The organism is Novosphingobium pentaromativorans US6-1 (genome assembly GCF_000767465.1).
GTDB lineage: Bacteria > Pseudomonadota > Alphaproteobacteria > Sphingomonadales > Sphingomonadaceae > Novosphingobium > Novosphingobium pentaromativorans.
Genome location: NZ_CP009293.1, coordinates 309830 through 335704, shown reverse-complemented (window position 1 = coordinate 335704; position 25875 = coordinate 309830). Strand labels below are relative to the sequence as shown.

The 25875-nt window shown below is 63.4% G+C and carries 21 protein-coding genes and 2 pseudogenes; 12 read left to right on the top strand and 11 right to left on the bottom strand.

Annotated features, from left to right (window positions below; all coding sequences use genetic code 11):
• Positions 1 to 80: 80 nt before the first annotated feature.
• Both JI59_RS23540 and JI59_RS23535 read right to left on the bottom strand, forming a co-directional pair.
• Positions 81 to 1160 carry a ParB/RepB/Spo0J family partition protein gene (locus JI59_RS23540; RefSeq protein ID WP_039858570.1) on the bottom strand — a complete coding sequence of 360 codons (1080 nt, stop codon included), beginning with the start codon at positions 1158 to 1160 and terminating at the stop codon, positions 81 to 83.
• Positions 1157 to 2353: an AAA family ATPase gene (locus JI59_RS23535; RefSeq protein WP_007015475.1), complete on the bottom strand. Its 1197-nt coding sequence runs from the start codon at positions 2351 to 2353 to the stop codon at positions 1157 to 1159. The genes JI59_RS23540 and JI59_RS23535 overlap by 4 nt, the downstream gene beginning before the upstream one ends.
• A 528-nt stretch (positions 2354 to 2881) precedes the next feature.
• Between JI59_RS23535 and JI59_RS23530 the strand changes: the two genes are divergently transcribed.
• The 3 genes and pseudogenes from JI59_RS23530 (at position 2882) to JI59_RS23520 (ending at position 7152) form a co-directional block, all read left to right on the top strand.
• Positions 2882 to 3727 carry a DUF7146 domain-containing protein gene (locus tag JI59_RS23530; protein ID WP_007015476.1) on the top strand — a complete coding sequence of 282 codons (846 nt, stop codon included), beginning with the start codon at positions 2882 to 2884 and terminating at the stop codon, positions 3725 to 3727.
• Between the two features lie 72 nt (positions 3728 to 3799).
• Positions 3800 to 4806 (top strand): annotated as a pseudogene (locus JI59_RS23525) (NADP-dependent oxidoreductase).
• A 150-nt stretch (positions 4807 to 4956) separates the two neighbouring features.
• Positions 4957 to 7152 (top strand): strawberry notch-like NTP hydrolase domain-containing protein, encoded by a 2196-nt coding sequence (locus JI59_RS23520; RefSeq protein ID WP_081976348.1) that lies wholly within the window; start codon positions 4957 to 4959, stop codon positions 7150 to 7152.
• Between the two features lie 45 nt (positions 7153 to 7197).
• Here the strand turns inward: JI59_RS23520 and JI59_RS23515 are convergent, their stop codons facing one another.
• Genes JI59_RS23515 through JI59_RS23505 form a run of 3 tightly spaced genes read right to left on the bottom strand, consistent with a single transcriptional unit; the run spans position 7198 to position 10783 of the window.
• Entirely contained in the window at positions 7198 to 8202 is a 1005-nt protein-coding gene (locus JI59_RS23515; protein WP_007015940.1) for a tyrosine-type recombinase/integrase, read from the bottom strand.
• Positions 8199 to 9554 carry a tyrosine-type recombinase/integrase gene (locus JI59_RS23510; protein WP_007015939.1) on the bottom strand — a complete coding sequence of 452 codons (1356 nt, stop codon included), beginning with the start codon at positions 9552 to 9554 and terminating at the stop codon, positions 8199 to 8201. The genes JI59_RS23515 and JI59_RS23510 overlap by 4 nt, the downstream gene beginning before the upstream one ends.
• Complete coding sequence (locus tag JI59_RS23505; protein WP_004212848.1) at positions 9551 to 10783, bottom strand: site-specific integrase; 1233 nt, start codon at positions 10781 to 10783, stop codon at positions 9551 to 9553. Before JI59_RS23505 ends, JI59_RS23510 begins: the two co-directional genes overlap by 4 nt.
• A 490-nt stretch (positions 10784 to 11273) precedes the next feature.
• Here JI59_RS23505 and JI59_RS23500 point away from each other — a divergent pair, with 490 nt between their 5' ends.
• Positions 11274 to 13001 (top strand): strawberry notch C-terminal domain-containing protein, encoded by a 1728-nt coding sequence (locus tag JI59_RS23500; protein WP_337999261.1) that lies wholly within the window; start codon positions 11274 to 11276, stop codon positions 12999 to 13001.
• A 213-nt stretch (positions 13002 to 13214) separates the two neighbouring features.
• On the opposite strand, the gene JI59_RS23495 is transcribed toward JI59_RS23500, so the two are convergent.
• The gene (locus tag JI59_RS23495) at positions 13215 to 14708 is read right to left on the bottom strand and encodes a septum formation inhibitor-activating ATPase (protein WP_238532645.1); all 1494 of its coding nucleotides are present in this window, start codon (positions 14706 to 14708) and stop codon (positions 13215 to 13217) included.
• 5 nt (positions 14709 to 14713) lie between these two features.
• Positions 14714 to 17065 carry a phospholipase D-like domain-containing protein gene (locus JI59_RS23490; protein ID WP_007015481.1) on the bottom strand — a complete coding sequence of 784 codons (2352 nt, stop codon included), beginning with the start codon at positions 17063 to 17065 and terminating at the stop codon, positions 14714 to 14716.
• Positions 17066 to 17252: 187 nt separating this feature from the next.
• On the opposite strand from JI59_RS23490, the gene JI59_RS23485 reads away from it, so the two are divergent.
• The 5 genes from JI59_RS23485 to JI59_RS23465 all read left to right on the top strand — a co-directional run bounded on the left by JI59_RS23485 (position 17253) and on the right by JI59_RS23465 (position 21748).
• The gene (locus tag JI59_RS23485; protein WP_007015482.1) at positions 17253 to 19322 is read left to right on the top strand and encodes a ParB/RepB/Spo0J family partition protein; all 2070 of its coding nucleotides are present in this window, start codon (positions 17253 to 17255) and stop codon (positions 19320 to 19322) included.
• An 84-nt stretch (positions 19323 to 19406) separates the two neighbouring features.
• The gene (locus JI59_RS23480) at positions 19407 to 20351 is read left to right on the top strand and encodes an ArdC family protein (protein ID WP_007015483.1); all 945 of its coding nucleotides are present in this window, start codon (positions 19407 to 19409) and stop codon (positions 20349 to 20351) included.
• 35 nt (positions 20352 to 20386) lie between these two features.
• A complete protein-coding gene (locus JI59_RS23475) occupies positions 20387 to 20998 on the top strand; it encodes a DUF6927 domain-containing protein (RefSeq protein WP_007015484.1) in 612 nt (203 codons plus the stop codon).
• Between the two features lie 40 nt (positions 20999 to 21038).
• On the top strand, positions 21039 to 21245 hold the full coding sequence (locus JI59_RS23470) for a hypothetical protein (protein ID WP_041565064.1): 207 nt from the start codon (positions 21039 to 21041) through the stop codon (positions 21243 to 21245).
• A complete protein-coding gene (locus JI59_RS23465) occupies positions 21242 to 21748 on the top strand; it encodes a thermonuclease family protein (protein ID WP_007015486.1) in 507 nt (168 codons plus the stop codon). Before JI59_RS23470 ends, JI59_RS23465 begins: the two co-directional genes overlap by 4 nt.
• A gap of 358 nt (positions 21749 to 22106) precedes the next feature.
• Here the strand turns inward: JI59_RS23465 and JI59_RS23460 are convergent, their stop codons facing one another.
• On the bottom strand, positions 22107 to 22565 hold the full coding sequence (locus JI59_RS23460) for a GNAT family N-acetyltransferase (protein ID WP_007015487.1): 459 nt from the start codon (positions 22563 to 22565) through the stop codon (positions 22107 to 22109).
• 177 nt (positions 22566 to 22742) lie between these two features.
• Between JI59_RS23460 and JI59_RS28150 the strand changes: the two genes are divergently transcribed.
• From JI59_RS28150 to JI59_RS28140, 3 genes are all read left to right on the top strand, one after another.
• Entirely contained in the window at positions 22743 to 23087 is a 345-nt protein-coding gene (locus JI59_RS28150) for a M14 family metallopeptidase (RefSeq protein WP_007015488.1), read from the top strand.
• Between the two features lie 149 nt (positions 23088 to 23236).
• Positions 23237 to 23800, top strand: a complete 564-nt coding sequence (locus JI59_RS28145; protein ID WP_007015489.1) for a hypothetical protein — start codon at positions 23237 to 23239, stop codon at positions 23798 to 23800.
• 45 nt (positions 23801 to 23845) lie between these two features.
• Complete coding sequence (locus tag JI59_RS28140) at positions 23846 to 23995, top strand: hypothetical protein (protein ID WP_203226103.1); 150 nt, start codon at positions 23846 to 23848, stop codon at positions 23993 to 23995.
• Positions 23996 to 24506: 511 nt separating this feature from the next.
• Here JI59_RS28140 and JI59_RS27875 read toward each other — a convergent pair.
• The 3 genes and pseudogenes from JI59_RS27875 to JI59_RS23445 all read right to left on the bottom strand — a co-directional run.
• Positions 24507 to 24626 (bottom strand): annotated as a pseudogene (locus JI59_RS27875) (integrase); the annotation flags it as partial.
• A gap of 404 nt (positions 24627 to 25030) precedes the next feature.
• Entirely contained in the window at positions 25031 to 25153 is a 123-nt protein-coding gene (locus JI59_RS27870; RefSeq protein ID WP_007015492.1) for a hypothetical protein, read from the bottom strand.
• A gap of 219 nt (positions 25154 to 25372) precedes the next feature.
• Entirely contained in the window at positions 25373 to 25867 is a 495-nt protein-coding gene (locus JI59_RS23445; protein ID WP_007015493.1) for a hypothetical protein, read from the bottom strand.
• Positions 25868 to 25875: the final 8 nt, after the last annotated feature.

Genomic DNA, 25875 nt, shown 5'->3' with positions numbered 1-25875 from the left:
CTCGTGTCCCGTGGCGTCGGTAAAACGCATTTTACCGGGAGCCAACTAATTGAAAATAAACACTTAAATCAGATTTCTGCCTAATTCCGACTGAACTTCGCACTTTCAATGGCAGGGCGAAGCGCTTCGAGAATCTCCTCGACCGAAGCTGCGCCCTTTGGATTGATGTTGATGGTAATACCCTTAGCCCGTGTATCGGCGAGGATCTGGCCGATCTCCTTGCCTGAAGCGGCGGTGAGGGCGGGCTTGGCTCGGGGAGGGGGCATCTTCGACACCGCAGGCGTCGCCGCGGCTGCAGCCAGGCGCTCGCAAACCTTGATCCCCTCTATCTTGTCGCTCCCGGCATCCTTCAGCGCCTGCTGCTCCGCACGCAGCGCCACAGCCGCGGCGATGATCGCGTCGCGGTACTGCTCGTTCTTCAGCAACGGGGAGAGCCGCATGCCGTGCCGGACCTTGACGTCTCCAGGCTCAGCAAACGCTGCTACAACTTCGTCCGGCAACTCCGCTAGCTGGAGGAGGTTGTGGAGGTTCTGCTTGGGGATCGCCAAGCGATCGGCCATCTGCGTGCGCACGCCGTTGTAATAGGCATCTACGGCGTGCCTGTAATTGCGCGCCCGTTCGAGATCAGTGACGTCCTCGCGCTCGCGGTTTTCAAGATCTGCGAGCCGGAATGCGGCCTCATCGTCAAGCGTCTCGATACGAGCAACGAGCTCGATTTCGCTATGGTTGTTGGCATGTAGCCATGAAACCGAGAAATGGCGGCGGGTGCCGACGATCAACTCATAGGGATTGTCGGCGTTCGGCGTCCGCCGCACAACAACCGGCTCGCGGTTGGATCCTTCCTCCCGGATGGAGTCGATGAGCGACGCACAGCGTTCGTAGCTCAGAGCTGCATGATCGCGAGCGTTCCCCGGCCAGATAGAGCATTCCGAGGGCTTCAGACGGATCGTCGGGCGTTTGACGGTGCGTGCAATCTCGTCGAACGCAATACCGCGCCGCTCCAAAAAAGAGGGTGTGGACGGCTCGTCGACGGGCTTGTCGCGATCGACCAGCACTTCGGCGTCGACCGCCTCTGGCACGGAAGTCGGGGCAGGGGTCGTCCCGATGCTCTCGATGGCGCTCGCCAGTAGACTGCGACGCCTGCCCCCAGCGCTGCTCATGCCGCCTCCGTCAGTCTGTCGGTGCCGACCTGCGCCATCCGCGACGGCCACTGTTTGCAAATATCCTTTTCGATCTCGCGAAACACCATGTTGAGGTTGTCGCGGCACCGCGTGTAGGTCTGGTGTGATCCGTATGGCTTGTTAATCTCGTAGATCGACGACATCGACAGACCGGCATTCTTGATCTCTTCCGACAGGAGGATCGGCGTCGATAGCATCTGACCGGCGTAGGTTTTCTCCATGACCTGAAGCATCTGCGCTTCGTTGGTCCTGTTGGGCTGGAACATGGTGCAGACGACACGAATGAACCCGTAGTCGATCGAAGTATCGAACTTCGAGACGAGGTCCATCGCTTCCCGACAGGTCTGCATGAAATGGATCGTCGAAAGATAGTCGAGCTGCCGGGCCGGCACGGGGATCAGCAAGCCGTCCGCAGCCGTCAACGTGTTCACACCCAAAAAGCCCATGGCCGGGGGAGGATCGAGGATCACGACATCATAATCGTGCCGCACTTCTTCCAGGCCGATCCTCAACATCCTGAACGCGCCGGCAATGGCGGTCGGGCCTTCCTCGATGGTTGCGGTCAGTTCCCATTCGGTGTCCTGCAGGCCCAGGTTCGCCGGGCAGATATCGATATTGGGCCAGGCGGTCTTCTGGATCGTCTTTCGCAGCGAATCGGCTTCGTCGATACGCGGCGAGAGGAAGTTCGAGAGCGTATGCGTCTCGTCCACCAATGCCTCGAGATTGACGTCGAACATCACACTCATCGAGGCCTGGGGATCGCAATCGACCACGAGCACTCGGTAACCCCGCAGCGCCAGATAATCTGCGAGATGCTTGCCCGTCGTCGATTTGCTGACGCCGCCCTTGAAGTTCTGCACGGCGATCACGACGGCTCGTTCCGAGGGCAATTTGCCCATCTTGATGCCCAGCTTCTCGCGGATCGCGATCAAGTCCTCGACTGTGTAAAACCGGCGTCCATTGGCTGCCGTCTTGGGAGCGGGCAGTCGGCCACGCGCCTCCGCCTTGGAAAGCGCTTCCGGCGTTCGCCCGAGCAATTCAGCGGCGACGGTTGCCCCCATTGAAATGTTCAGCGTTTTGCGATCGGATGGATCGATAGCCGCTTGCCGCAGGACCGTCTTGGCATTCTCGCACGAGGTTATCATCGCATCGAGAATCTGACCCGACAGCATGGGCATGTCCCCTTCTTGAACCCAAACCGGCCACGGTTCGTGAAAATTACCGCATAATGGCCCCTAATCCCGGACAGCTATGCCAAATACAGGGTAGTTAGTCAAATAGGGCGGCAGGATCTGCGGCACTCAGGGACAGGCCTCCTTGTCGCCGCCGAGTCCCGGACCGTTCGGGAAGTATCATTTCACCTAGAAACCCTCCCGAAAATCAAGATGAGTCGCCCACCTGCACGCCATGCTCAAGGACTTATCCGCAAATATCGTCAGACTTGCACGCCCGGCCGACGCCAATCCAAAGCAACGCGAATCGCCTCAAAGTTTCTCCGCAGACACAGCGCACAGGGGAGGAGGATCTAAATCCACACCGACTCGGCACCAGCCAGGGCTATTCTTTGTCATCAAAAGATTTTGTGACACGCCTCATTGCACGGTCCGTTGGGCTTAGCTTTTCAATAGCATCCGAAATGATGCGCTAGAGGCCGGCCGAGGAGAAGGGGAGGGGGGACGAGGTTGTGAAAGGAGCCGATCATGGCCCTCACAGCCGAACGACCTTCCCAGCAACTCATCGATCTCGTTGGCGCACTTGGTGGCACCTGGCATGGAAGAACCGCGATGTGCCTGTGCCCGTCGCATTCCGACAGCACCCCAAGCCTGTCGATCCGCCAGGGTAATCGCGGCATCCTGGTGACCTGTTTCGCCGGGTGCGATCGAGAAGACATCCTGCGCGAACTCCGGCGCGTACCGATCCGCAATCATTTCAGCTACACCGATGTTTCGGCGGTCTCGTCCGGCAATGCAAACCGGCTATGGGATGACGCCCTTTCCCTCGAAGGTACGCTGGCGGAACGCTATCTCGCGTCGCGCTACCTTGCGCCGATGACCGAGGATCTCCGTTTCCATCCGCGATGCCCGTACCGGCCAAAGCCCTGGACAAGCTTCCACCCGGCTCTTCTTGTGGCGGTGCGAGAAGGGCGGCGCCTGACAGCCGTGCAGCGAATATTCCTCGATCCGACAACGGCGCGCTATCGCATGAAGCTCATGCTCGGTCGGCCGGCGGCGGGCGCGTGGCAGGGAGGAGGGCGGGGCGCCGCCGTCCTCGCACTCGCCGAAGGCTTCGAGACCGCGCGCGCCTTCACCATTCTCAATGCGCTTCCATGCTGGGCAAGTCTCGGAGCGAGGCGCCTTCACCAGATCCGGCTGCCGGAGCAACTTCAAACCCTCATCCTCGCCCAGGATAACGATGCGGAAGGCGCCCGCGCTGCCGACCAGGCCGAGCAGTTCTACGCTCGCCCGGGCCTCACGATTGAACGAATGCCGCCGCCGCGCGGCATCAAGGATTGGGCAAGGGTGCTCGAGAGACGCATGGCAGCATGAGGGGCCGTCACCCCTCCAACCTCTTGAAGGAGGAATCTATCAACGCCGGCCGATCTCAGGCATGATACGACCATGAAGGCCTTTATGCTGACAGGCTATGGGGGCCCCGAGGCGACAGTAGTTCGCGAGATTCCGCGTCCCGAACCCGGGCCGGGTGAAATCCTGGTTCGTGTGCATGCGGCCGGCCTAAATCCCGTCGACTTCAAGACGCGTGAGGGCATGCTGAAAATCGTCCAGCGCTATCCCTTGCCGATCACGATGGGAACGAACTTGCCGGCGTCGTCGAGACGTCCCCGACAGCCAGGACACAATTCGCTCCTGGTGATCGCGTCTTCGCGCGGATGCCCAAGGAATCCATGGGCGCGTTCGCAGACTACACCGTCGTGCCGGAAGGCCTTTTGGCCAGGATGCCCGCGACGCTTGATTTCGCTGTGGCCGCAGGCGTGCCACTTGCGGGCCTGACTGCGCTTCAGGCCCTTCGTGACGAATTGCAGCTCAGGCCGGGGAGCCGCGTGTTCATCCCCGGCGGTGCCGGAGGCGTCGGCACATTTGCCATCCAGATTGCCAGATGGCTCGGCGCCGAGGTTACGACCACGGCTTCAGAGCGGGGCAGGGCACTGGTCGAGCGCCTCGGTGCCGACGTCGTGATCGACTACACGTCACAGCGTTTCGAGGATCATGTGCGCGACATGGACGGTGTCTTCGACCTGATCGGCGGGGATACCCTCATGAAGTCGTTCCAGGTCGTGAAGCCTGGCGGGAAGGTCGTTTCGATCGCCGGCATGCCCGAACCGCAGACAGCAAGACAGGATCTCGGCGGGGGCTTTTTGCTCACCGCGCTGTTCTGGGCGGTGAGCTATCGGCTCCGCGCGCAGGCAAAGAAGCACGGCGTCACCTATCGATATCTGTTCATGCATCCGAGCGGACCTGAGCTTGCCGAACTCGGCGGCCTCATCGAAGAGAAGAAGCTCGAGCCTGTGATCGACCGCGTGTTTCCCTTCGCCGACATAGCGGACGCATTCGTGCATCTCGAATCCGGGCACGCGAAGGGCAAGATCGTGGTGCAGATGCCGGCCTGACGGGCTGGGACAGATTCCGGCGCTTCACACTATGGCTGTTCCGCTTCCAAGGCCCCTGCCCCAGAACATGGCCAACACAGCGCAATGAGAAGGGGAGGGGGGTCGGAGGATTGATGCTGCCGATGGGGCAGCCAGTCCGGAGACCCCACCATGTCCGATCTCTTCGATACCGCCACCGCGGCTGAACGCCGCGCGGCCGTCATTCTTGCCGATCGCCTGCGTGCGACCGACCCGATCACCCGCGCGGATCTCAACGCGGCAATGATCGAGGGTTTCGGGGGAACGGACGCCGATGGCTTCTGGACCCAGCGTGATAGCTTCGAGATCCTCGAACACGCGCTCGCGCACCATCTCCAGTTCGGCCCCTATCCCCTCCACTCGCTCGATGATGTCGGAGCCGCCTGCGATCTCCTTGACCGGCTGCCTACCCAGACCGTTCGCAGCGAGGACCAGATCGAATGGCAGCAATTCTCGACGCCCATCGATCTCGCCGCGGTCGCGGTTCTCCTCGCCAACATCCAGAGAGACGATGTCATCCTCGAGCCGAGCGCCGGCAACGGGCTCCTCGTGGCGCATTGCCGGGACTATGGCGCGCTCCAGCTCAACGAATATGCATCGGCTCGCCGGGCCCGCCTTGCAGACATTTTCCCGGACGCGGCCGTCACCGGCCACGACGGCGCCACGATCAACTCCAGCCTGGCGGCGGCAACGCGCCCCAGTCTGATCCTCATGAACCCGCCATTCTCGCGGTCGGTCGGGCTAGGCGCCGACGCCCACGCCGCCGTCCGCCATCTCCAGGCAGCGCTTCGCCGGCTGCGCGGCGGCGGCCGTCTGGTTGCGATCATGCCCGACTGGTTCGGTCCCAATGCGCGGATGCGTGATCTCTTCGAGACCACGCTGCGCGATGTCAGCGTGCGGACCTCGGTGCGACTCGAGAAATGCTATCTGAAGCATGGCACCAGCATCGCGGTCCGGCTGTTCGTGATCGACAAGGTCCCCGGCACGACCATTCCCGCGACGATCCAGCGCACCTCCATCCGCGAGCTCATCGGCGCGCTCACGATTCACGAGCGCGGGACCCTCGCAGCGCCATCGGCACCGGCTCCCAAGCGATCGAGCAGCCCCTCACTGTTCCGCGCCATGAAGAGCAATCGCGCGCAGCCGCGGCCCTATTACGTTCCGGTCCGCAACAACGTGCTGCCCGTCGACTACGCGCCGCTCGAGACGCCCGCGCCGCTGCTCGACCAGGTCGGCGTCTATCTTCCCTATCGCCCGAGCCGGATCACCTTCGACGCGGCCGGCGAACATCCGACCGCCCTGGTCGAATCCGTCGCGATGGGCTCGATCGCGGCGCCGATCCCGGCCTATGTGCCGCGGCTCCCCGAACGCACAGTCTCCGAACGTCTGCTGTCGGCCTCGCAGCTCGAAACCGTCGTCTATGCGGGACATGCTTGGGACCAGTTTCTGCCGGGGAAGTTCAGGCCCGCCAAGGAAGGTGTCGGGCTCGAGGAAGCGCAGGATGGCCGCGCCTATCGCATGGGCTATTTCCTCGGCGACGGCACCGGGGCGGGGAAGGGGCGGCAGGTTGCCGCGTGCATCCTCGACAGCTGGCTCGCCGGGCGCCGCCGGAACATCTGGATTTCGAAGAACGAGGCGCTGCTCGAAGACGCGCGCCGTGATTGGACTGCTCTCGGCGGTCTCGCGGCCGACATCCAGCCTCTCTCCAACTGGAAAATCGACCAGGCGATACCGCTGGAGCAGGGCGTGCTCTTCGTCACCTACCCGACGCTTCGTTCGGCACGCGGCGATCATAGCCGTCTCCAGCAGGTCATCGACTGGGCAGGCGACGACTTTGAAGGCGTGATCGGCTTCGACGAGGCGCACGAGATGGGCGGCGTCGCCGGCGGCGAAGGCGCGCTCGGCAAGAAGGAGGGCTCGCAGCAGGGCATCTCCGGCGTGCTGCTCCAGAATCATCTGCCCGGCGCGCGCGTCCTCTACGCCTCGGCAACCGGCGCCTCCGACGTCAATAACCTCGCCTATGCCGTGCGGCTGGGTCTGTGGGGGCCGGAAACCGCCTTCAGCAACCGCGAGCAGTTCATCTCGGGAATCCGCAAGGGCGGCATCGCCGCGATGGAGCTCGTCGCTCGCGACCTGAAGGCGCTCGGCCTCTACACCGCCCGCGCGCTGAGCTTTGCCGGCGTCGAATATGACATCCTGCGGCATGAACTGACGCGCGAGCAGATCGCGATCTACGACGCCTATGCCGACGCCTGGGCGATCTTATGCGCAGCTGCTCATAACACGGCTTATCGCGAGGAAGCGATAATGCGCAGGAACGCGGCGTAGGCCCCGCCAGACTGCGGAACATTACGGCATTTCCTGCGCATTATTTCACAGGGTGTCGAGCCACTCCATCAGGCTGGCATCCCGTTTCCACGAAGGGGGTACGTTGCTCGCCGCCGGCGCACCCACCTGTTCCAGCGCCTTTCGCTTGGTCTCGAGATTGGCCTGTGCGTAGTGGTTGGTCGTGTCGAGGCTGACATGCCCCAGCCAACTGCGGATAACGGTAATGTCCACTCCGGCTGCTACAAGGTGGACGGCGGTTGCGTGCCGGAAGCTGTGCGGCGTCACATGCTTGGACCGGAGCGACGGCACAGCCTTGGCTGCCTCGTCAACATAGGCGGCGAGTTTGAACCGCACGCCCGACGCGCCCAGCGGCTTGCCATATCGGTTGACGAAGATGCGCTCGTCTGGCGCACGCGGTTGGCGTTCCAGTAACTTTTCGATCAACGTCACGGTTTCCGGCCAGAGCGGACAGATCCGTTCCTTGCGCCCCTTGCCATTGAGGCGAGCGCAGTGGGGTGCATCGAACCGGATCGCGTCGGGGCACAGATCAAGCGCTTCCTGGATCCGCGCGCCGCTGTTGTACAGGAACGAGAGCAACGCATGGTCGCGCATTCCCGCGACAGTGCTCCGATCGGGTTGGGCGAGAATCGCCTCGACTTCCGCCGGCTCGAGATAGCACGGCGCGGATGTCGGTTCCCGCTTGAGCGGTACGGTCAGAACCTCTGCGCATTGCGCGACATATTCCGGATTCCTGTCCGCCACGAAGCTGAAGAAGCTGCGGATCGCGGCGAGCCGGCAGTTACGCGTGCCGATCGTGGACCCGCGCCCATGTTCGGTATGGTGGAGGAACGCGCGCACCTCGTCGGCAGAGATATCGGCCAGTGCGACTCGCGCGACCCCGCCGCCTTTTCGCTCGGCGATAAAGCGCAGCAACAGCCGCCAGGTGTCACGATAGGACCGGATCGTATGGACCGAAGCACTGCGTTGCTCGACCAGCCATTCCTGGAAGAACGCCCGCAACAGAGAGGGGAACGGGTCGCTTCTCGTCATGGCCGCGCCTCCATGGTGAGGCATCGGGCGCCGACGGCACGGAAGCGTTCGCTTGCTTCCTGCAGCAGATCCTGCGTGACGGTGATGTAGACCAGCGTGGAGTTGATATCCCGGTGGCCCATGTAGGTGGAGAGGAAGTGCAGCTTGTCCTGCGGATTGACGCCGGCCCGGTACCATTGGAGTATCCGGTTGACGACCATCGAATGGCGCAGATCGTGAACGCGCGGCCCCGTTCGCCCGGTCGGGGCCTTGAACCCGGCGCGGCGCATGACATCGGTGATCATCGTCGAGACAGACCGCGGCGTGTAGCGATCATTGAAGTGCCCGTGCCAGAACAGACCTGATTCCGGATTTTGCGGCGCACCTGCGCGCTGCCTTGCATCGATATAGGCGCGCAGTTCGGCGAGGACGCTGCCTGTCAATGGCAGGATCCGGGTCTTGTAGAACTTCGTTTGCCGGATCGTGATCGTGCCCGACTGGAAGTCCACGTCGCCCAGATCGAGTCTGGCGAGTTCGCTGCGGCGCAGACCGGCACAATAGGCCAGAAGCACCATGGTGTAGAGGACCATCGGTCGCAGCGGTGCATTTGGCGACGGGTAGGAACGGGCAACATTGAGCATGTTCCGGACATCGGACGGGCTGAAGATATGCGGCCGCCGATGTTCTCGCGCCACTTCCCGTTCGGGCCGGGCGTCAAAGCGTTTCGGCGGGATGCCGGGATCGAGGCGATGCCGCGCCTTGGTCAGGAGGCGCCCGAGCTTCTGGCATTCAGCCGCGTGATTGCGAGTTGGTTTGGCCGCCTTCCAGCACGCCAGCATGGTTTCAAGCGATGACCCGGCAAGTTCGGGGTTCGCCTGAAGGAACCGGTCGAACCGCAATATCCAGTGGCCCTGCGTTTCATACTGATAGCCCCGGCTGTGCATCAGCGCGACATGATCGCGCATGAAGTCGCCCAGCACGCTGCCGAAGGGTGCAGGCTGTCGCAACGCGGCGAGTTCCTCATCGGGATTGGACGACGCCAGCGCGCGCCAGATCGGCTTGCTGTGTTTGACGTTGTACCGACGGCGAAGCGCGACAATGGGATTGTCGGCGATCAGTCCGATTTCGGCGAGGTGGTCAAGGAAGCGATCGACGATGCAGACCTGGTTCAGCAATGTCGACATTCGCCAGCGTCTTGCCATTTCCTTCAGCCAGGCCTCGAGCATCTGCCGGTCCACCGCCGGATGCCGGCGGGCAACATCTTCGAAGGTGCGAAGGAACCAGCGATAGGTCGGTACGCTTCCCGGCCGGAACTGCGATTTTACCAGGAAGGCGTCGACGACGGTGCGATCGGGATCGTGCCAGGCGCTCATGACAGCACCTCCATTCCAGGCACATCGAGTGCCACGGCTCGGAGATCATCTGTTGCCAGTTTGAGATAAGTATTGGTGGATTCGGTGGATCGATGCCCGAGCACGTCGCCGATAATCTTTTGCGGGACCGACGCCCGCAGCATTTCAACCGCACGGGCGTGACGGAACACATGCGGTCCCCGCTTCCCGGGCGGTTCGACGCCTGCGGCCGACAACCGTCCCCTGACCATGCCATACAGGTTCGTCATCGCGATATAGGGCGCGCAGGACCGGACGAAGACCTCCCGCGCTTCGGTCCGGGGCCGCCCATGGCGAAGGTAATCGAACAGCGCCTCGCCAACCGGCGCCAGGAGCGGCATGGCGGAATGCGCATTGGTCTTGGTGTGGCGGATATGCAGGGATTCTTCGCGCCAGTTCACGTCCTCAAGGCGCAGGCGACAGATTTCGCCTTCGCGCAGGCCATATGTCGCAAGCAGCTGAAGTATCGCATGATCGCGCAGCCCTCGCGGCGACAGGTCCGTCTTCGCAGCTGCCAGCACCGCCGCGATTTGCTCCGTGTCCAGCGTCGAGGGCACATCTTCATAGGCGTAGAGCATGGGACCGATGATGTGCGGGGTGAGATCGGTCGGGATACGACCCGTCCGGTGCAGATAGCGGACCACCGAGCGGAGCCGCTCCGCAACATCCGCCAGTGACTTGCGCCGCAGGCCAGGCCCGCGCATGTCCATGTAGAGATCGACATCCCTGACATTCAGTGTTGCGAGACCAGCTCCGCCGCCGCGATCGAACTGCCAGCGCAGGAAGTTTCGTGCCTCCCACATCGCCGCCGCAATGCTCGCACTCGCCAGACCGCGTTCGTCGCGCAGCCATGCCTCGTATTCGCAGCAGATCGCATGGCGGAACGCCGCGTCGGGTCCGGTCAGTTCCGGTTCGGGAGGCCATTTGCCCTGGGCAAGCCGAAGCAGCTTGGAAATCGCCGTGCGCGGCAGCTTGTGCCAGCGTGGGCTGGGATCCCGGCCATACCGGGCCTGAAAATCCTCGATCGCATAGTGGAAATACTGATCGACCTGCCCGGGCGTCACGGATTCCACCCGGATATCGCATTCGGCCAGGTAATCGAGAAACGCACGAGCATAGAGGCGATGGTTCGCAACCACCACGGGATTGTAATTTCGCTCCGTCAGGAAATTCGTGAGCTTGGCGATCAGCTCATCGTGCAACTTCAACATGATTGTCTCCTCGGTTGGTCCAGAGACCGCCGAGGTTCGCAACCAAAATAATGCGCAGCAAATTTGCGCCAGATAACGGAAATTCCGCGACTACGCCGCGTTCCTGCGCATTATCGCTTCCTCGCGATAAGGCATCATCCACCGCAACATGGAGCATGCCCTCGAATTGACGGCCGTGGTCGACGGGCTCGAAAATGCGACCCTCAACAGCGGCGCCAAGGCGTCGGCGCGCTCGCGGTTCGAGTCAACCAAGCAGCGCTTCTTCGGCCAACTCCTTCTCAGCATGAAGCTTCCGACCGTGATCGCGGCGGCGAAAGCCCATCTGGCAGCAGGGCAATCGGTGGTCCTCCAACTCGTGACCACCGCGGAATCGATCCTCAACCGGCGGTTGGGCGATCTCTCGCCCGACGAGCGCGCGACGCTGGAAATTGATTTGAGCCCCCGTGAGTACATTATCGACTACCTCGAGCGGGCTTTTCCGACCCGGCAAATGCAGGTCTTCAAGGACGACACTGGCACGCCGCGCTCATTGCCGATGGTGGGTGACGATGGGCATCCGGTCTACAATCCCGAGGCGGAAGCCGCGCGCGATGCTCTCATCGAGAAACTTTGCGCCATGCCGCCCATCATGTCCGCGCTGGACGCTCTGCTCGAGCATTTCGGCCACGACAATGTCGCCGAGGTCACCGGCCGCACCAAGCGCCTCATCACGGCAAGCGACGGCCGGCAGAAGCTTGAGAGCCGATCGGCCCGGACGAGCCAGGCCGAAGCCGCCGCGTTCATGGCCGGCAAGAAGCGCATGCTGGTCTTCTCCGACGCCGGCGGCACGGGCCGAAGCTACCATGCCTCGCTTGATGTTCTGAACCAGGAGCAGCGCGTCCACCTGTTGCTCGAACCCGGTTGGCGCGCCGATCGCGCGATCCAGGGCCTCGGCCGGACCCACCGCACGCATCAGGCGACCACGCCGCTGTTCCGCCCGGTGACGACCGACTGCAAGGGCGAGTTGCGCTTCACCAGCACGATCGCGCGGCGCCTCGACAGTCTCGGCGCGCTCACGCGCGGCCAGCGCCAGACGGGTGGGCAGGGGCTGTTCGACCCGGCCGACAACCTCGAAAGCGAATATGCCTGCGCGGCGCTCCTCTCCTGGTTCGACCTGCTCGCGGCCGGCAAGCTCTCAAGCACCACGCTCGACGACTTCCAGCATCGTACCGGCCTCGAGCTCTGCGACAAGGATGGCGTCCTCAAGGACGAGATGCCGCCGATCCAGCGCTGGCTCAATCGAATCCTCGCGCTGCCGATCGCGCTGCAGAACAGCATCTTCGACGAATTCCTGTCGCTGATCGAAACACGCGTCTCGGCCGCGCGCGAGGCAGGACGGCTCGACGTCGGCGTCGAGACGATCCTCGTCGACAAGGCCACGCTGATCGACGACGTCGTGCTGCGTACCGATCCACGCACCGGGGCCACCTCGCATCTCCTCACCATCGAGATAGCGCGGCGGCGCAACCCCGTGTCCCTCGAGCGCATCCTGCGCATTGCCGACGGCGACGGCAGCGCCGGCTTCATGATCAACCGCAAGTCGGGGAAGGCCGCGCTTCGGACCCGGGCGCGATCGCTCATGGAGGAGAAGGAGGGGACGCCCATTGCGCGCGTCGAGATGATGCGACCGACGCGCAACGAATATATGCGCGAGGACGACCTCTACGAGTCCTCCTGGGAGGAAGTCGACCGCGTGACGTTCAGCACCGAATGGACGAGGGAAGTCGAAATAGCCCGGGAAACCGTCGACAGCGAGACGATCCGGCTCGCGACGGGCCTGTTGCTGCCGATCTGGTCAGCCCTGCCGAGCGATCATATGGCGGTCAACCGCATCGTTGATGGGGAAGGGCAGTCCTGGCTGGGGCGCCTCGTGTTCGACGATCATGTGCCCCAGCTCTTCACCAAGCTCGGGATCGATCGTTCTGATACGCTCCCGCCCGACGCCATCGCCAAGGCAGTCTCGGCGGGGCGCAGCGTCGATGTCTCGCACCCGTTCCCGCTCACCATCAAGCGCTCGGTCGTCAACGGTTCGCAGCGGATCGAGCTGGTGGGTTGCCCACACGAGCGGCTGCCTTGGCTCAAGTCGATCGGCTGCTTCACCGAAGTGATCCAGTATCGCACGCGGGTTTTCGTACCGATGCCGTCGGCAGAGGCGATCCTCGGCCAGATGCTCGGTTAAGTGTCTGCCGAAGCCCGAATCGTCATTTGCAAAACACGGAAAAACTTCCAAAAAGCGGGCCGCAACACGCGGTGGCAGCTCGCAGAGACGTTGTCGGCGGTCCGTGCTCTGCCTGACCCGCGAGTGCCTTCGCCTCGAAAGTCCCCAGGCCGCGGGGACATGAGTTCGCGGATAACGACCAATCCCTTGCACGAAGATGACACTCCCGTCGATCTATAGTCGACCGCATTCGACGAGTAGGCTTGTAGCCGTTTCGAGGCGGTCGGGTGTCGGCTCTGGAGGATTGCCCTGGCGCGTCGTGCCCGGCGTGAGCGTCCATCCGCCCTCATCCATGACAATCCGCAAACGGAGGATCGTCTTGCCCCGATTGCGAGCGTCGGCCAGGCCCCGTCCCACGGACCAATAGGCATGCTGCGCCATGATCCAGATCTCGAGCACGCGCCCGACGAAGCCGGCCGGCGAGAGCTCACGCCAGCCTTCCGCCTCCCTCTTGGCACGGCTGAGGGGCAATCGATCGGGATTCTCGAAGGGATGGCCCTGGTTCGGCGCTTCCCGGAGGCAGAGAGCAAGGGCTGCGACAATGGCAGCCGGAAGCTGTTCCTGGTCGCGCAGGACTTTCTGCAGGGAGCGAAGACGTTGGACAGGATTCGCGGTGTCCTTCGACACGAGAATCCAGTCTCCAGCGCTATCCGCCTTCGACGTCTCATCCACGGCATCGATGAAGGCCTGTGCGAGTTGCCCGGTGGAGCGAGGGCCAGGTAGAAGCGCGCCGATCGTCCAATAGAACAGGCCTTCGAGCGCGAGCCGGAACAGCTGCCGGATCTGGACCGCTCGCCATTCGTCCGCCGCGATCGGGCGGTCGTTCGCACTGTTCCATGCGTCGGCCCGATCGGCCATGCGCATTCTGATGTCCTCGTAAGTCGCCTCCTCGTCCGCGAGATCCGCATAGGCAGCCTGGATCAGAGCGACGCCTTTCTGGCGGGCGGGCGCCGCGCGTTCGCCGCCGAGCCTGGTGAACATGGCCTTCGCTTCGGCCGCGCGAGGCTTGTCCATCGTCCAGAGTTTACCCCAGCGCTCGGCGTCCGCCCGCTTCACGCTGACGCTTCCGAAGCGATGGAACGCCTCGTGATCCAATTCCGCCTCGACGCGCTTTTCGAAAGCGTCGAGCACCGGCTCGAGGGCGGGATCGGGCTGGAATATGCCAGCGGCGCCCTCGATCGGGATCAACCATCCCATCGTGCGCAGGCTCGGGCCGTAGTTCAGAGGCGATATGAAACCGGTGGAATAGCGTCGCATGTTACGCCGGGCTTCCCATTCCTCGCCGCCAAACCGATAGCGCACGGCATCCAGCATCGGGCGCATGGCCTGTGCTCCGGGTATGTCGGCTTTGGGATCGATCAGGAACTGGGACCAGGCGTAGATCGCCTCGATCCGGTCGACGAAATCGCGCATTTCCTCGGGCTGCGCGCTCTGTCGCCTTCCGCGCTCCAGGATATGGCGGACACGCCGCCAGGCCCAGGCCATCAGCGTATAGGGCCGGATGTGGCTTGCCACGTTGTTGAGGTCAGGGAGCACCCGGTCCATCAGGCCGAAATTGATCTGGCGCAGACCGAGCGGATCCACACCCCCCATGCCGATCTTGCTTCTGTCGACCGGACGGGGTTCGCCGGCGGTGCGTGCGACGTCGAGGAGTTCGTTCAGATCCATCACGATCAGCAATCCCGATTAAGCAGGATTCGGCCACAGCAGCTCGCCAATCCCCGCAGCCGCAGATCCTCTCCGGCCGCAAGGGGAAGCCTCATATTGCAACGAGGGCACGACGCTCTGAAGGTCTCGAGTATCATCAGCTTGGCGAACGACGCGGGATCGCGCAGCGCCCGGTCAAGACTGGGCCAGTGCGGCGACGAGCGAAGGCTATCAAATCCGACATCGGGACCATGCCCATCGCTGGCGGCAAGATAGGCGTCGATCTGCTCGCCCATGGTCCTTGCCGTCAGCACTTCGCCGAGAAAGCCGTCCAGGTCGATGCCTTGGCCGAGCAACGCCATGAAAGCCGGGATCACATCTGGAGAGACGGCAATGGTGGCCGGATCGATCCCGCGACGCAGGAAATAGCGTCGCGCCCGAATGGCATTGTCGTCCCGTCGGCCGGCGGCATGATGAAGGAGGATGGAAGCGGCGGCGAGGTCGCTTTCGGGGCTGTCAAGCGCGGCGATCTGCGGCAACACCTTGTCGAGCCAGAGTTGCACCTTGGCCGGTGCCGGTCTGATCCGGTCGGCCAGGAAATGCGACAGCGACAGCGCCATGAGCGCGTTACGACCCGCGGCCTCAGGCGCCAGCATGGTCATCAGGAGTTCGTCGAAGATCTGGAGCGACCGATAGTTCGCCGCTTCTTCGGACCTCGCTCGCTTCTCGCGGTCCTTCTCATCGTCGTCGTCATCATCGTCGGTTTCGCCGCCGGCGCCCCAGGGGCCCCGCGATTGTCTAAACACGGCACGGATCAGAGCCATGGTGTGGCGCCATGCGGACGATGTTTCCTCTCCGGGCGCTGCCGACAGCAAGTTAGCGCCGAGGGCAGCCGCATTGAGGTCGGCGAGCGTCACCACGCCTTCGATCCCGTCTGGCCGGCCGCCACTACCGCCACCGCCGATGCCGAGCGATGCGGGCATGCGACTCGGATCCTCGCGAAACCACGCCAGGATGGCGGCGACGTCGGTCGGCGTTTCGGTGCCGGCGAGCATCGCCATGAGCCGCGTGGCGATCGAACCTGTGCGCCGGATCAGCTCGAGCGCCGCCGCAATCGACACGAAGCCTTCCCAGCGTCGGCCGCCCTGCTCGAGTCCGAGGATCAGACGACCGTTTTCCCAGCTTTCTAATTCGATGCCCGGCGCATCGAGCTGGAAATGGCCGTCGCCAGAGACCACGACCGGACCCAGCGCATGGGATCCCCTGGGGGTTCGCAGCACGGCGCTTGCGTTCCCGCCAAGCCTCGGTGTCAGCGCGCGGCCCGCTATCCGTTCTCCTTCCAGCGAGGCGCTCAGGATTCCGATCGCGGAGTCGCTCGTCTCGTTCTCGTCCAGCGCGTCTGCCGGGAGGCGGGCAGGGGCCGTTCCCGGGGCCGTCACCCAGTAGCTCTTGCTGCCCCGCTGGACCCGGAGCACCCCGGCCTCGACGTTTCGCCCGAACAGACCGGCATGCGTCACATTGGCGCTGCCGCTGAGAAGGAGGCGTCCCTTGCGGCAAACCAGTTCGATCGACTTGGCATGGAGCGGTCTGTCATCGTGGCCGAACGCGTCAGCCACGTCGACCGGCTGCCACTTGGGTCCGCCCTCGAAGGGCCAGGCATTCGAGCCCGGACCGCGGACCGTTCCTGCGGGATGGGCATGGAGATGCGCTTTTTCGATACCCAGCAGTGTCGCGAGCGCATCCAGCCCGTCGGCGCGTAGATCGTAATAGGGCGAGACCGCCGTAAGGCGGGTCACGCCGCCAAGGTCGTCGGCATAGAGCGCGAGCTGTTCCGCGATCGGCGCATCGAGGCTGTGCACCACATGGATATGGCCCGTCCGCGGCTGTCCCTGCGCCGATCGTCGCAGAAAGCCGGCAATCGTCTCGCAGGCAGGCCCTGCCGTCGTGATGATCTGAGCCGACGCGGCGAGCTGTTCGAAAAACGCCGCCGCATCGTCGAATGCATCCGCCGCGAAGCTTGGGTGCAGATGCTCGACCAGCTCGAGATTGCCGCCCCAGCCCGCGAAAGTCAGGTTGCCCGATCCGACGAGCAGATGAGCATCATCATCGCCGAACAGCGCGCCCACTTTTGCGTGGAACACCCCTTGATTTGCGCAGGCGACGGCTTCGATCTCATAGTCGCGGCCGACCCTGCGCGCACCTTCCTCGCTCAGGCCGGCGCGCACGCCTTCCGGATCGGCCAGGATGAGAGCATTGCGGCTACCCCCGCGAAGCAGCGCGTCGAGAAGCACTGCCTCGAAGAACGACAGCGAAAGCGCATAGGTCGTGAAGGCAGCACGCTTCCACGGCGCTGCCGAGATCAGATCGAGCGGATTCACACGTACCCCCTTGGTTCCAGCCTAATCGCTCGCCAGTTCACCGACAGTAAAAATCGAAGCTGGACCGAAAAGCGATCGCTCGGCGGCTCTGCAGCTCGCTGGTTCGCCGTAAGCCAATCGGGGAAAGGGAAGGGGGGGACGGAGCTGGTGTCCGGGATGATCCGGACGCCAGATGGAGCTCCTTCCCATGACCGCATCCGTTAAGCTCGCCAAGCTCACGCTTTCACCCATCAACGTCCGCAAGCGACCCGACGAACTGCTCGAAATCCCGCAGATGGCGGCCGATCTCGAAGCGCGCGGAGTCCTGCAGAACCTGCTTGTCACCCCCGTCCGGAAACCGCGCGGCACCTTCGAGGTGTTCGACGGCGGCCGCCGCCTGCGCGGCCTGCGCCTGCTCGCCGAGCGCGGCGTGATCGACCCCGAGACCTATGACGTTCCCGTGAAGGTCCTGGTCGGTGACGAGGCGACCCTGTCCGAGACTTCGACGGCGGCCAACTTCCACCAGCTCAAGATGACGCCGGCCGAGGAATGCCGGGCGTTCCAGTATTTCATTGGGCTGACGGGCGACATCGACGGCGTTGCCAAACGCTTCGGCCTCACCCGCCGCTTCGTCGAGGGCCGCCTGCGCCTTGCGACGCTCGCCGAGCCGATCTTCGAGGCGCTGAGCGAAGGCACGATCACGCTCGACGTCGCCAAGGCCTATGCGTCGACAGAGAACCAGGAGAAGCAGCTGCTCGTCTGGAACAGCTACGGCACCAGCTATTCCAACGCCGACACCATCCGCCGTGTTATCGCCAACGAGACCATGAACTCGACCGATCCCGTCGCCATCCTGGTCGGCGAGGACCGCTACGCGGACGCCGGCGGCAAGGTCGATCGCGACCTCTTCAGCGACAGCGGCGACAAGTGGGTCAATCCCGAGATCGCGCAGCGGCTCGCCGCGGACATCATGGAGGCAGAAGCCAAGCTTGTCGGCGAGGAGCTCGGCCTTGGCTGGATCCGTCCGATCGCGTCCAACTATACCCACAGCGCCGCCGCCGGCCTCTATCGCGTCATCCTGCCCACCGCGGACCCGACCGAGGAACAGCAGGCCCGGCTCGAGGCGATCGCGGAGCGTCAGCAGGCGATTTCCGTGGCGATGGACGACGAAGCCATCGGCGAGGACGCGTATAAGGCGCTGGACCAGGAATATGACGCGCTCAGCGCCGAGGAGCTTGCGATCCGCAAGGTCGCGCCAGTTCTGCCGGACGAACTGCGGCCGCTGGTCGGCGCCTTCCTCAAGCTGACGCCCAAGGGCGAAATGGTGCTCGACGCCGAATATTACAGCGAGGAGGCTATCCGGATCGGCGGCACCGAGGACGAGACGGGCGACACCGCGGACAAAGGTTCGCGCGGCCGGCCGAGCGGTGCCGGCAGGGAATCCGCGACCCCGGCCTCCCGGCCGGAAGCGGTGGCTCCGGGCGGCAAGCCGCTCAGCGCGCGGCTCTACGACGAGCTCGCGATGCAGCGGCGCGACGTCCTGGCGGCGACGCTCCTCAGCCACCCGGCCCTCGCGCTCGATTATGCGCTCTTCGTCATGATCGACGATCGCATGACCGCCGAAAGCGCCTATGGCTCGACCATTCGCGCTCGCTCGCCCCAGGACCCGGTCACCGGCGAGCAGCCTGCGACCCGCGCCCGTAGCTATCTCGCCGAAGCCCATGACGGGCTCGATGCCGGCTGGACCGAGTACCAGTCGCAGGTCGACCGGTTCGAGGCCTTCCGCGGTCTCGACGACGACGCCAAGGCGGCCTGGCTCGCCTATATCGTCGCGATGTCGCTCGAAGCGCCAAATTCCCGCGCCGAGCAGTCCCCGCTGCAAAACCGGCTTGCGACCATCATGGAAATCGATGTCGCAAGCTGGTGGCGGCCGACCTCGGAGAACTTCTTCGACCGGGTCAGCAAGGGTTCGATCCTGACCTTGCTCGCCGATGTCGGCGGTGCGGCGCTCACGGCGCGTCACGCGACGATGAAGAAGTCCGAAATCTCGGAATCGTGCGCCAAGCTTTTCGCCGGCGAAGCGATCGTCGAGCCGGAGGTTCGCGACGCGGCGCTCGCCTGGGTGCCGAACGCGATGAAGTTCCTCGATTCTGCGCCCGCCGACGATCTCGATGTCGACGACGAACCCGAGGACCAGGGTGGCGATCAGGACACGGTCGCGGTGAACGACGCCGATGGCGAACCTCAGCTGGACGATCAGGACGCGCTCGCGGCCTGACGCCTCTCACCTCCTGGAGTGCTGACCGCCGGCGCGCAGACACGCGTCGGCGGTTTCCCTTTCCCGCACAGCGGAGTTCTCACCATGTCAGCTTCACGTCGATCCAGCCGCGACGTCGCCGCGGAAATCACGGATCTCATCATCCGCAAGCTAGAGGAGGGCGTTCCGCCCTGGTCGAGACCCTGGCGATGCAGCGGCGCCGGCGGCCGCCCGCTCCGGCACTGCGGGACGCCTTACACCGGCATCAACACGCTCTATCTCTGGGCGCTCGGCGACGCGATGGGCTACCGTTCGCGCTTCTGGATGACCTATCGCCAGGCCGAGGCGCTCGGCGCCAATGTCCGGCGCGGCGAGACCGGCGCGATCTCGGTCTATTATTCGTCGTTCAAGAAAACCGAGGAGCATCCCGAAACCGGCAAGGAGGTCGAGAAGAACATCCGCTTCCTTCGCCACTACGTCGTCTTCAATGCCGACCAGATCGACGCGCTCCCGGCCTATTTCTACGCCCCCGAAGAACCGGAAACGCCGGTGGAACCCTCCACCCGCCAGGCGGCGATCGACGCCTTCTTCGACGCGATCCCCGCCGACGTTCGCCATGGCGGCAACCAAGCCTACTTCACGCCGACCTTTGACCATATCCAGATGCCCAGCCGAACCTCGTTTCGCAGCATGGATCTGTACGCGTCGACGAGATGTCACGAGACCGTCCATTGGTCGGGCCACTCCGACAGGCTGGCCCGCACGTTCGGCAAGCGCTTCGGCGACAAGGCGTATGCGTTCGAAGAGCTCGTCGCCGAAATCGGGGCGGGGCTCTGCTGCGCGGATCTGGGTCTGCCGAATGTGCTGCACGATCGCCATGCGAGCTATGTCGGGCATTGGCTCGGGATCCTGCGCGGCGACAAGACCGCGATCATCCATGCGGCCGCCAAGGCAGAGCAGGCCTTCGCCTACCTCAAGAGCTTCGGCAGCGCGGCAGCTGAAGGCGAATGCCACGAGGATGACGCGCCGGCACCCGCGCTCGCAGCCTGACGTCGGCTTCTCACCATCAGAAAGGACAATCAACCATGGGATGGCTTTTCATGCCCTTCACGTCGATGGGAGGCCACAAGAGCGCCAAATCCTATCTCGACGCGCAACTGACTTACGAATGCACGCTCGACGACGGCACCACCCGCGGGCTCCGGGTGCTGGCGTCCTCTTGTCCCGGGAACCGGACCTATTACGCCGCGGCCCAGGAACTGGTCGGCGGCGTTCCCGGAAGCGTCTTTGCCGTCGTTTGCCTGGTGCGCTGGAACCCGCGTTCGCGCGATGGCCACCAATTTGGATACAAGGACATGAGCGAAAACATGGGACCGTGCGAGGCCGACTGCCCTGCTTCGATCCTCGACCTCCTCTCGCCGACCGACAACAAGCATGCTCTCGACTGGCGCGAACGGTGCCGCGCCAACATCGCCCGGCGCGCGCGCAAGCTCTCGGACGGCGACCGCATCCGGCTCGAGCAGCCGGTCACCTTCAGCGACGGCCACGTCGCGCAGGAGTTCGTGGTCTGCAAGCGCCAACGCAGCCTCATGTTGCGCGACCCGGCCAACGGCTGCTTCTATCGGATCAGCCGGCTCATGGAGCGGGCCTGGTCGATCGTGCCCGTCACCAAAATCCACAAGACGGTGTTCGCCTGAGCATCAATCCGTATATCCTCGTGATGAAGTGGATCATGTCATGACAATCGCCATCGAAAGGAACGGCCTCTCCTCCAAGCGCGGACTGCTCTGCAGTCGCGAGAACGCCATGCGCGTCGCGGGCCGGATCTTCGATCATTCCCAGGAACGGGTCAGCATCCTGCGCACCGCGGACCCGCTGCAACCCTTCCGTGTATCAACCGACCCGGCGACGCCGGGCCTCATCGTGCTCGAAATGGTCGCATGAACCGCCTTGTCGTCCTGGCGCTTCTGCTGGCGGCCGCCAGCACGCCTAGCGATGCCGCCGAGGACACCTCGTTCAGCGCCAAGGCGCGCGCCCTCGACGGCGATACGGTCGCCACCGACTTCCGTCTGCTCGGCGTCGATGCGTTCGAACGGCGTCAGCTATGCGAACGCGCCGGCGCCTGCTGGGAATGCGGCAAGGCCGCGCAGGATCTCGCCGCGCGCACCTTACGAGGCGGCGACGCGCAGATCCGCCTGTCTTCGCGCTCGAGCTATGGCCGCCCGGTGGCCACCGTCTCGATAGATGGTAGAGACCTCGGCGAAGTCATGATCTCCGCCGGACTCGCCATTCCGCAGCCGCAATATCTGCGGTCCGATCCCGCACGCTCCGCGCGCTACACGGCCGCGTTCGCCCAGGCGCAGCGGCAACGCGCCGGAGCCTTCGCCGGAAGCTGGCTGGAACCCGCCCGGTGGCGGCGCGGCGAGCGGCTAACCTGCGAACGGTGAGGGCGGGGACAAGACAACCGGCTCGATCGCCACATAGGGCCGAACAAGGCGCCGAGCGGGAATCGCCTGACTTTCGCACACTGCGGAATGACCGGCTCGGGCCGATAGGCGAATGTCCGGATTGGAGCCGGGTCGCGGGGACAACCGACGCTCGCGCGGGGGTCGGCAGCCGACCAGACCCGGTCGTTCAAATCGACCATCTTCTACGTCTGCTCCTAACAGAAGCTGCCGATGGAATGCTTCGGAGCGGGCTGCCAGGAAGCTGCAGGCCCTGTGAGCATGTTCGCTCTCCGTTCTTGAGAGGCATGTCGGCGCCGGTAGCGCTCTCGCAAACGCGGCACGCGAACGCGCTGCTCAGTCAGATATAGAGCTTATAACCTATATGCGTGGGTTGAAATCCCAATCGATCATAGAAACGATGTGCATCCGGCCGGGCCTTATCTGTGGTCAGTTGGACGAGGGTGCAGCCACGCTCCTGACAGGTTTCGATCGCCCATGTGAACATGGCCTCACCGATATGTTCGCTCCGTCGCTCCTTTGCGACGCGCACGGCCTCAATCTGGCCTCGCATCGAACCACCGCGTGACAATCCGGGAATGAAGGAAAGCTGGAGCGTGCCGATAACGGCACCTTCGTCGTCGGCGACGACGAGAAGCTGGTTCGGATCAGCCTCGATCTGCGCGAACGCAGATGTGTACTGAGGTGATACTCCGTTACCCGCGCTTTCCCGCCCTGCGCCCAAGATGTCATCGGCTAGAAGATCGATTATTGCGGGAAGATCGACAGAGGTTGCTCGTCGGTAGATAATTTCAGCCACGAGAAACCCTCAAAACTGGCTACGATTATGATTGCTGTCCGCCCAGCTTAGCGGACGAAAAGCCGATGACCACCCCTTCGACGCCACGACCCGGGAAGTGTTTCGTAACACCTCCCCTGTTGTGGGAAGATATGTAATATCGCAATCTCGATCTGAACCGCGACTATGCCAAGCTCGATGCGCCGGAAAACGCGCGCGATCGTGAGGCTGCTGCGCGATCTTGATCCCGCGCTCGACATGGATTTCCACGTTAGCGATGGCTTCGACCACCAGTATGATATCACCTTCACCTATGCGGGTTGGGAAAAATATGCCCGGCACCGCGCTACGGCTGATTGGCTGGAGCAGCGCTTCGACCCAGTCGTCAGAGATGACCTTCGGCGCGCCGGGCACATCCCCGGCGTTTATCCCAGCGCGGTCGATGCCCATGATCCCGCCAAGGGCATTCGGTTCAGCCCGGAAGGGCCGCGCTATTCCACCGGCTATGGCGACTTCATCGGCGTGCCGACCGTGTTGGTCTAGAACCATGCGCTGAAGCCGTATCGCCAGCGTGTATTGGGCAGCTACGTATTGATGGAGGCAGCATTGCGCCTCGCGGGCGAGGACGCACAGCGCATCGCCGACGCCAAGGCGACGGATCGCTCCGCTCGCCAGGCCGAACTGATGACCCGGTGGCAGCCGGCGCAGCAGCCGTCGGCTTCATCGACGCATTCAAGAGCGTGGCGTTCGAAACCTATCGCTTCCCCGCGTCAGGCCGGCTTGAACAGCGCTGGCTCGGCCGCCCGATCCACTTCAGAATGCCGATCATCGGCCAGACCGCGACCGAACAGGCGAAGTTGCCCACGGCATGGTGGGTGCTCGCGGGACAGACCGAGGTCGTCGAACGGCTCACGCTGCACGGCATCCGCTTCGAGGTGATCCCAAGGCCGCGCACATTGACGCTCGACCATGTCCGGATCCTCGATCCGAAACTGAAGCTAACGAGCGAAGGGCGGATACCGGTTGAAGCCCGCCTTGTGCACGAAGATCGCACCACGACACTTCCGGCCGGCACCTTACGGGTGCCCAGCGATCAGCCGCTTGACCTCCTTGCGGCCGTACTTCTGGAACCGAAAGTCAGGATTCGCTGTTTGCATGGGGCCTCTTCCATGCTGCGCTGCAGCCGGGGCCGGGCATCGAGGATTCTGTTCTCGCGCCAATGGCAGACCGGCTTCTGGAACAAGATGTCAAGGTGAAAGCCGAGTTTGAAGAAAAGCTGGCAACCAATCGCGCGTTTGCCAATGATCCGGATGCACGTCTCGCTTGATTGGCTCACCGGCTTTTACCGACAGATCCGTATTCCGCACGCTATCCAGTCATGCGCGAAAGATGGTGAGCAGTTTGGCGACTGTTGCCATCCGGAGTGGGATGAAACGGCGACAGGAGCTTGAGCAACCAAGCCAACAAGGTCACCCTTCAAATGGCGAAGGGCACGCCGAAAAGCCGGCCTTAGGCATTGGGTGTGGTTTCAGGCATCTCCATGGTCATTCTCCTATCGCGACATTGGCATCTGCGAGAGGATTGCCGACGAGAACGCGCAGGAGTGGCTTCTGGAGCTCTTGCCGATCTGACGCAGACGTTCGCATCCGAGGAGGCGATGTTTGGCCCCGACAAGAGCTGCCGGTTGATATGGTCAAGGGCACCTTTCGGTTACGCGCCCCATTCTGGTCATGGTCGGAACCACCACGAGCACCCCAATCCCGTCATGGCTAGGCGATCAGTGGTGCGACAGTGTCGACCTGCGCTTGATACGCGATTGAAGGCCCAAATTCCTGGGTCATGTTCGTTGGAGCGAAACGTCACATAACACCATAAGCCGCCGTTACGCCTTACATTTACGAACGACTGCTTCGTTCCAGACGCCCGTGTTCGGCTCTTTCCCGAAAACGGGCGCGATTGGGCTCAGATCTCAGTGTTTTCGGCAAGGGCAAGCACGTTCTCTACGTCGATCCCGAGATAGCGCACCGTATTTTCTATCTTGTTATGACCGAGAAGGATTTGGACCGCCCGCAGATTTCCCGTCAATGGCCGTAATTCTTGACTACAAGCTTGAATGACGGCTTTGTCCCACCACTCGTTATTCGGGACGGTGAGATGGTATTCAACCTCTCCCAAATATGCGCGCAAATGTGGAGCGACAAACATTTGTCGAACGGCGGCCCGTTCATTTCCGACGAACTGGCGAATGTGCTTAAGCAGTCAGGCCTTACTTGATTGAGCCTGAGCGAACATGGCGTGGAAACCGTCGCGTGATGGCTGCTTCGCAATCAGTATGACGACACACACATGAATCGCGCCGCTGATGGTCCATCTCGATCACTGGCACACCGTTGCCTCAATCCGGTTGCGCGAAAAACACTGTCGGATTGGGAAAGTGTCCGGCAACCCGATTTCGAGGGATTTCCGTCACCCTAGATCAACACCCGCTACACCTTGTCCAGCGTAACGTCGTCGGGCCGGTGATCATGGAGCTCGGCAGTGCTGGGAGAACTGTGGTTCGCCATCGCCACGGCCGTCTCGATCCCGGCTGCGCCGGCATGCCAACGCACCGTGAACGCGCTTCGCTGAGGAGAATGGATGTCAATCGTCCGCAACATATGAGGTCCCATCACGAAGGCTCGGCGCACTACACCGACGCGTTCGCCGAGGCGCAGTAACGACGCGCCGAGAGGCTAACCTGCGAACGCTGAAGGCGGGCACCAGACAGCCGGCACCGGACAAGGGATAAACCAAGAGGGCGCGCGACCGAGGCGCCTGCCGCGCGTGCTTCAGGCGCTCAGCCCGGGATCGGCCCACCAGGACTGACCCTGCTGAAAATCCTCCGACATGGAGACCACCGGGCCATCGGGTTCATCCGCCACATAGGGACGTACGAGAGCCCGGGCCTTGAGCTTGCGCCGGCGCATCTCGCCCGCGATCCGGCCGCGCGCCTCGAGCAGCTCTTCCAGCCACATCAGATCGTCGATCATCTCGACCACGCCGCGGCCCGCGAGGCAGAAATAGATACAGCGCTGGAAGTCATCGCCGGCCGGATTGCTGAGGATCGAGGCCAGCTTGCGCTTGCCGCCCTGTTCGCCCTCGTGGATCCAGCTCACCGCCTCGCGAAGTTCGCGGACCGAATAAAAGGCGTCCTCGACATGCATACCGATCGCCGCATTGGCGATCATCCGCCGGGTCGGGCGGTTCTGCTCGTCCAGGGCCGCATCGCGCAGCGTCACGTCCAGATCGAAATGGTCAAGATAGCGGGCGGCGGAATCGGTCATCGGGTATC

Coding starts and splice junctions, on each gene's coding strand:
- JI59_RS23520 (WP_081976348.1), top strand. CDS start 4,957: ATGTCCGATCTCTTCGATACCGCCACCGCGGCTGAACGCCGCGCGGCC.
- JI59_RS23495 (WP_238532645.1), bottom strand. CDS start 14,708: ATGGATCTGAACGAACTCCTCGACGTCGCACGCACCGCCGGCGAACCC.
- JI59_RS23475 (WP_007015484.1), top strand. CDS start 20,387: ATGGGATGGCTTTTCATGCCCTTCACGTCGATGGGAGGCCACAAGAGC.
- JI59_RS28150 (WP_007015488.1), top strand. CDS start 22,743: ATGCGCCGGAAAACGCGCGCGATCGTGAGGCTGCTGCGCGATCTTGAT.
- JI59_RS28140 (WP_203226103.1), top strand. CDS start 23,846: ATGATCCGGATGCACGTCTCGCTTGATTGGCTCACCGGCTTTTACCGA.
- JI59_RS23485 (WP_007015482.1), top strand. CDS start 17,253: ATGACCGCATCCGTTAAGCTCGCCAAGCTCACGCTTTCACCCATCAAC.
- JI59_RS23465 (WP_007015486.1), top strand. CDS start 21,242: ATGAACCGCCTTGTCGTCCTGGCGCTTCTGCTGGCGGCCGCCAGCACG.
- JI59_RS23480 (WP_007015483.1), top strand. CDS start 19,407: ATGTCAGCTTCACGTCGATCCAGCCGCGACGTCGCCGCGGAAATCACG.
- JI59_RS23515 (WP_007015940.1), bottom strand. CDS start 8,202: ATGACGAGAAGCGACCCGTTCCCCTCTCTGTTGCGGGCGTTCTTCCAG.
- JI59_RS23445 (WP_007015493.1), bottom strand. CDS start 25,867: ATGACCGATTCCGCCGCCCGCTATCTTGACCATTTCGATCTGGACGTG.
- JI59_RS23530 (WP_007015476.1), top strand. CDS start 2,882: ATGGCCCTCACAGCCGAACGACCTTCCCAGCAACTCATCGATCTCGTT.
- JI59_RS23470 (WP_041565064.1), top strand. CDS start 21,039: ATGACAATCGCCATCGAAAGGAACGGCCTCTCCTCCAAGCGCGGACTG.
- JI59_RS23510 (WP_007015939.1), bottom strand. CDS start 9,554: ATGAGCGCCTGGCACGATCCCGATCGCACCGTCGTCGACGCCTTCCTG.
- JI59_RS23500 (WP_337999261.1), top strand. CDS start 11,274: ATGCAGGTCTTCAAGGACGACACTGGCACGCCGCGCTCATTGCCGATG.
- JI59_RS23505 (WP_004212848.1), bottom strand. CDS start 10,783: ATGTTGAAGTTGCACGATGAGCTGATCGCCAAGCTCACGAATTTCCTG.
- JI59_RS23540 (WP_039858570.1), bottom strand. CDS start 1,160: ATGAGCAGCGCTGGGGGCAGGCGTCGCAGTCTACTGGCGAGCGCCATC.
- JI59_RS23535 (WP_007015475.1), bottom strand. CDS start 2,353: ATGCTGTCGGGTCAGATTCTCGATGCGATGATAACCTCGTGCGAGAAT.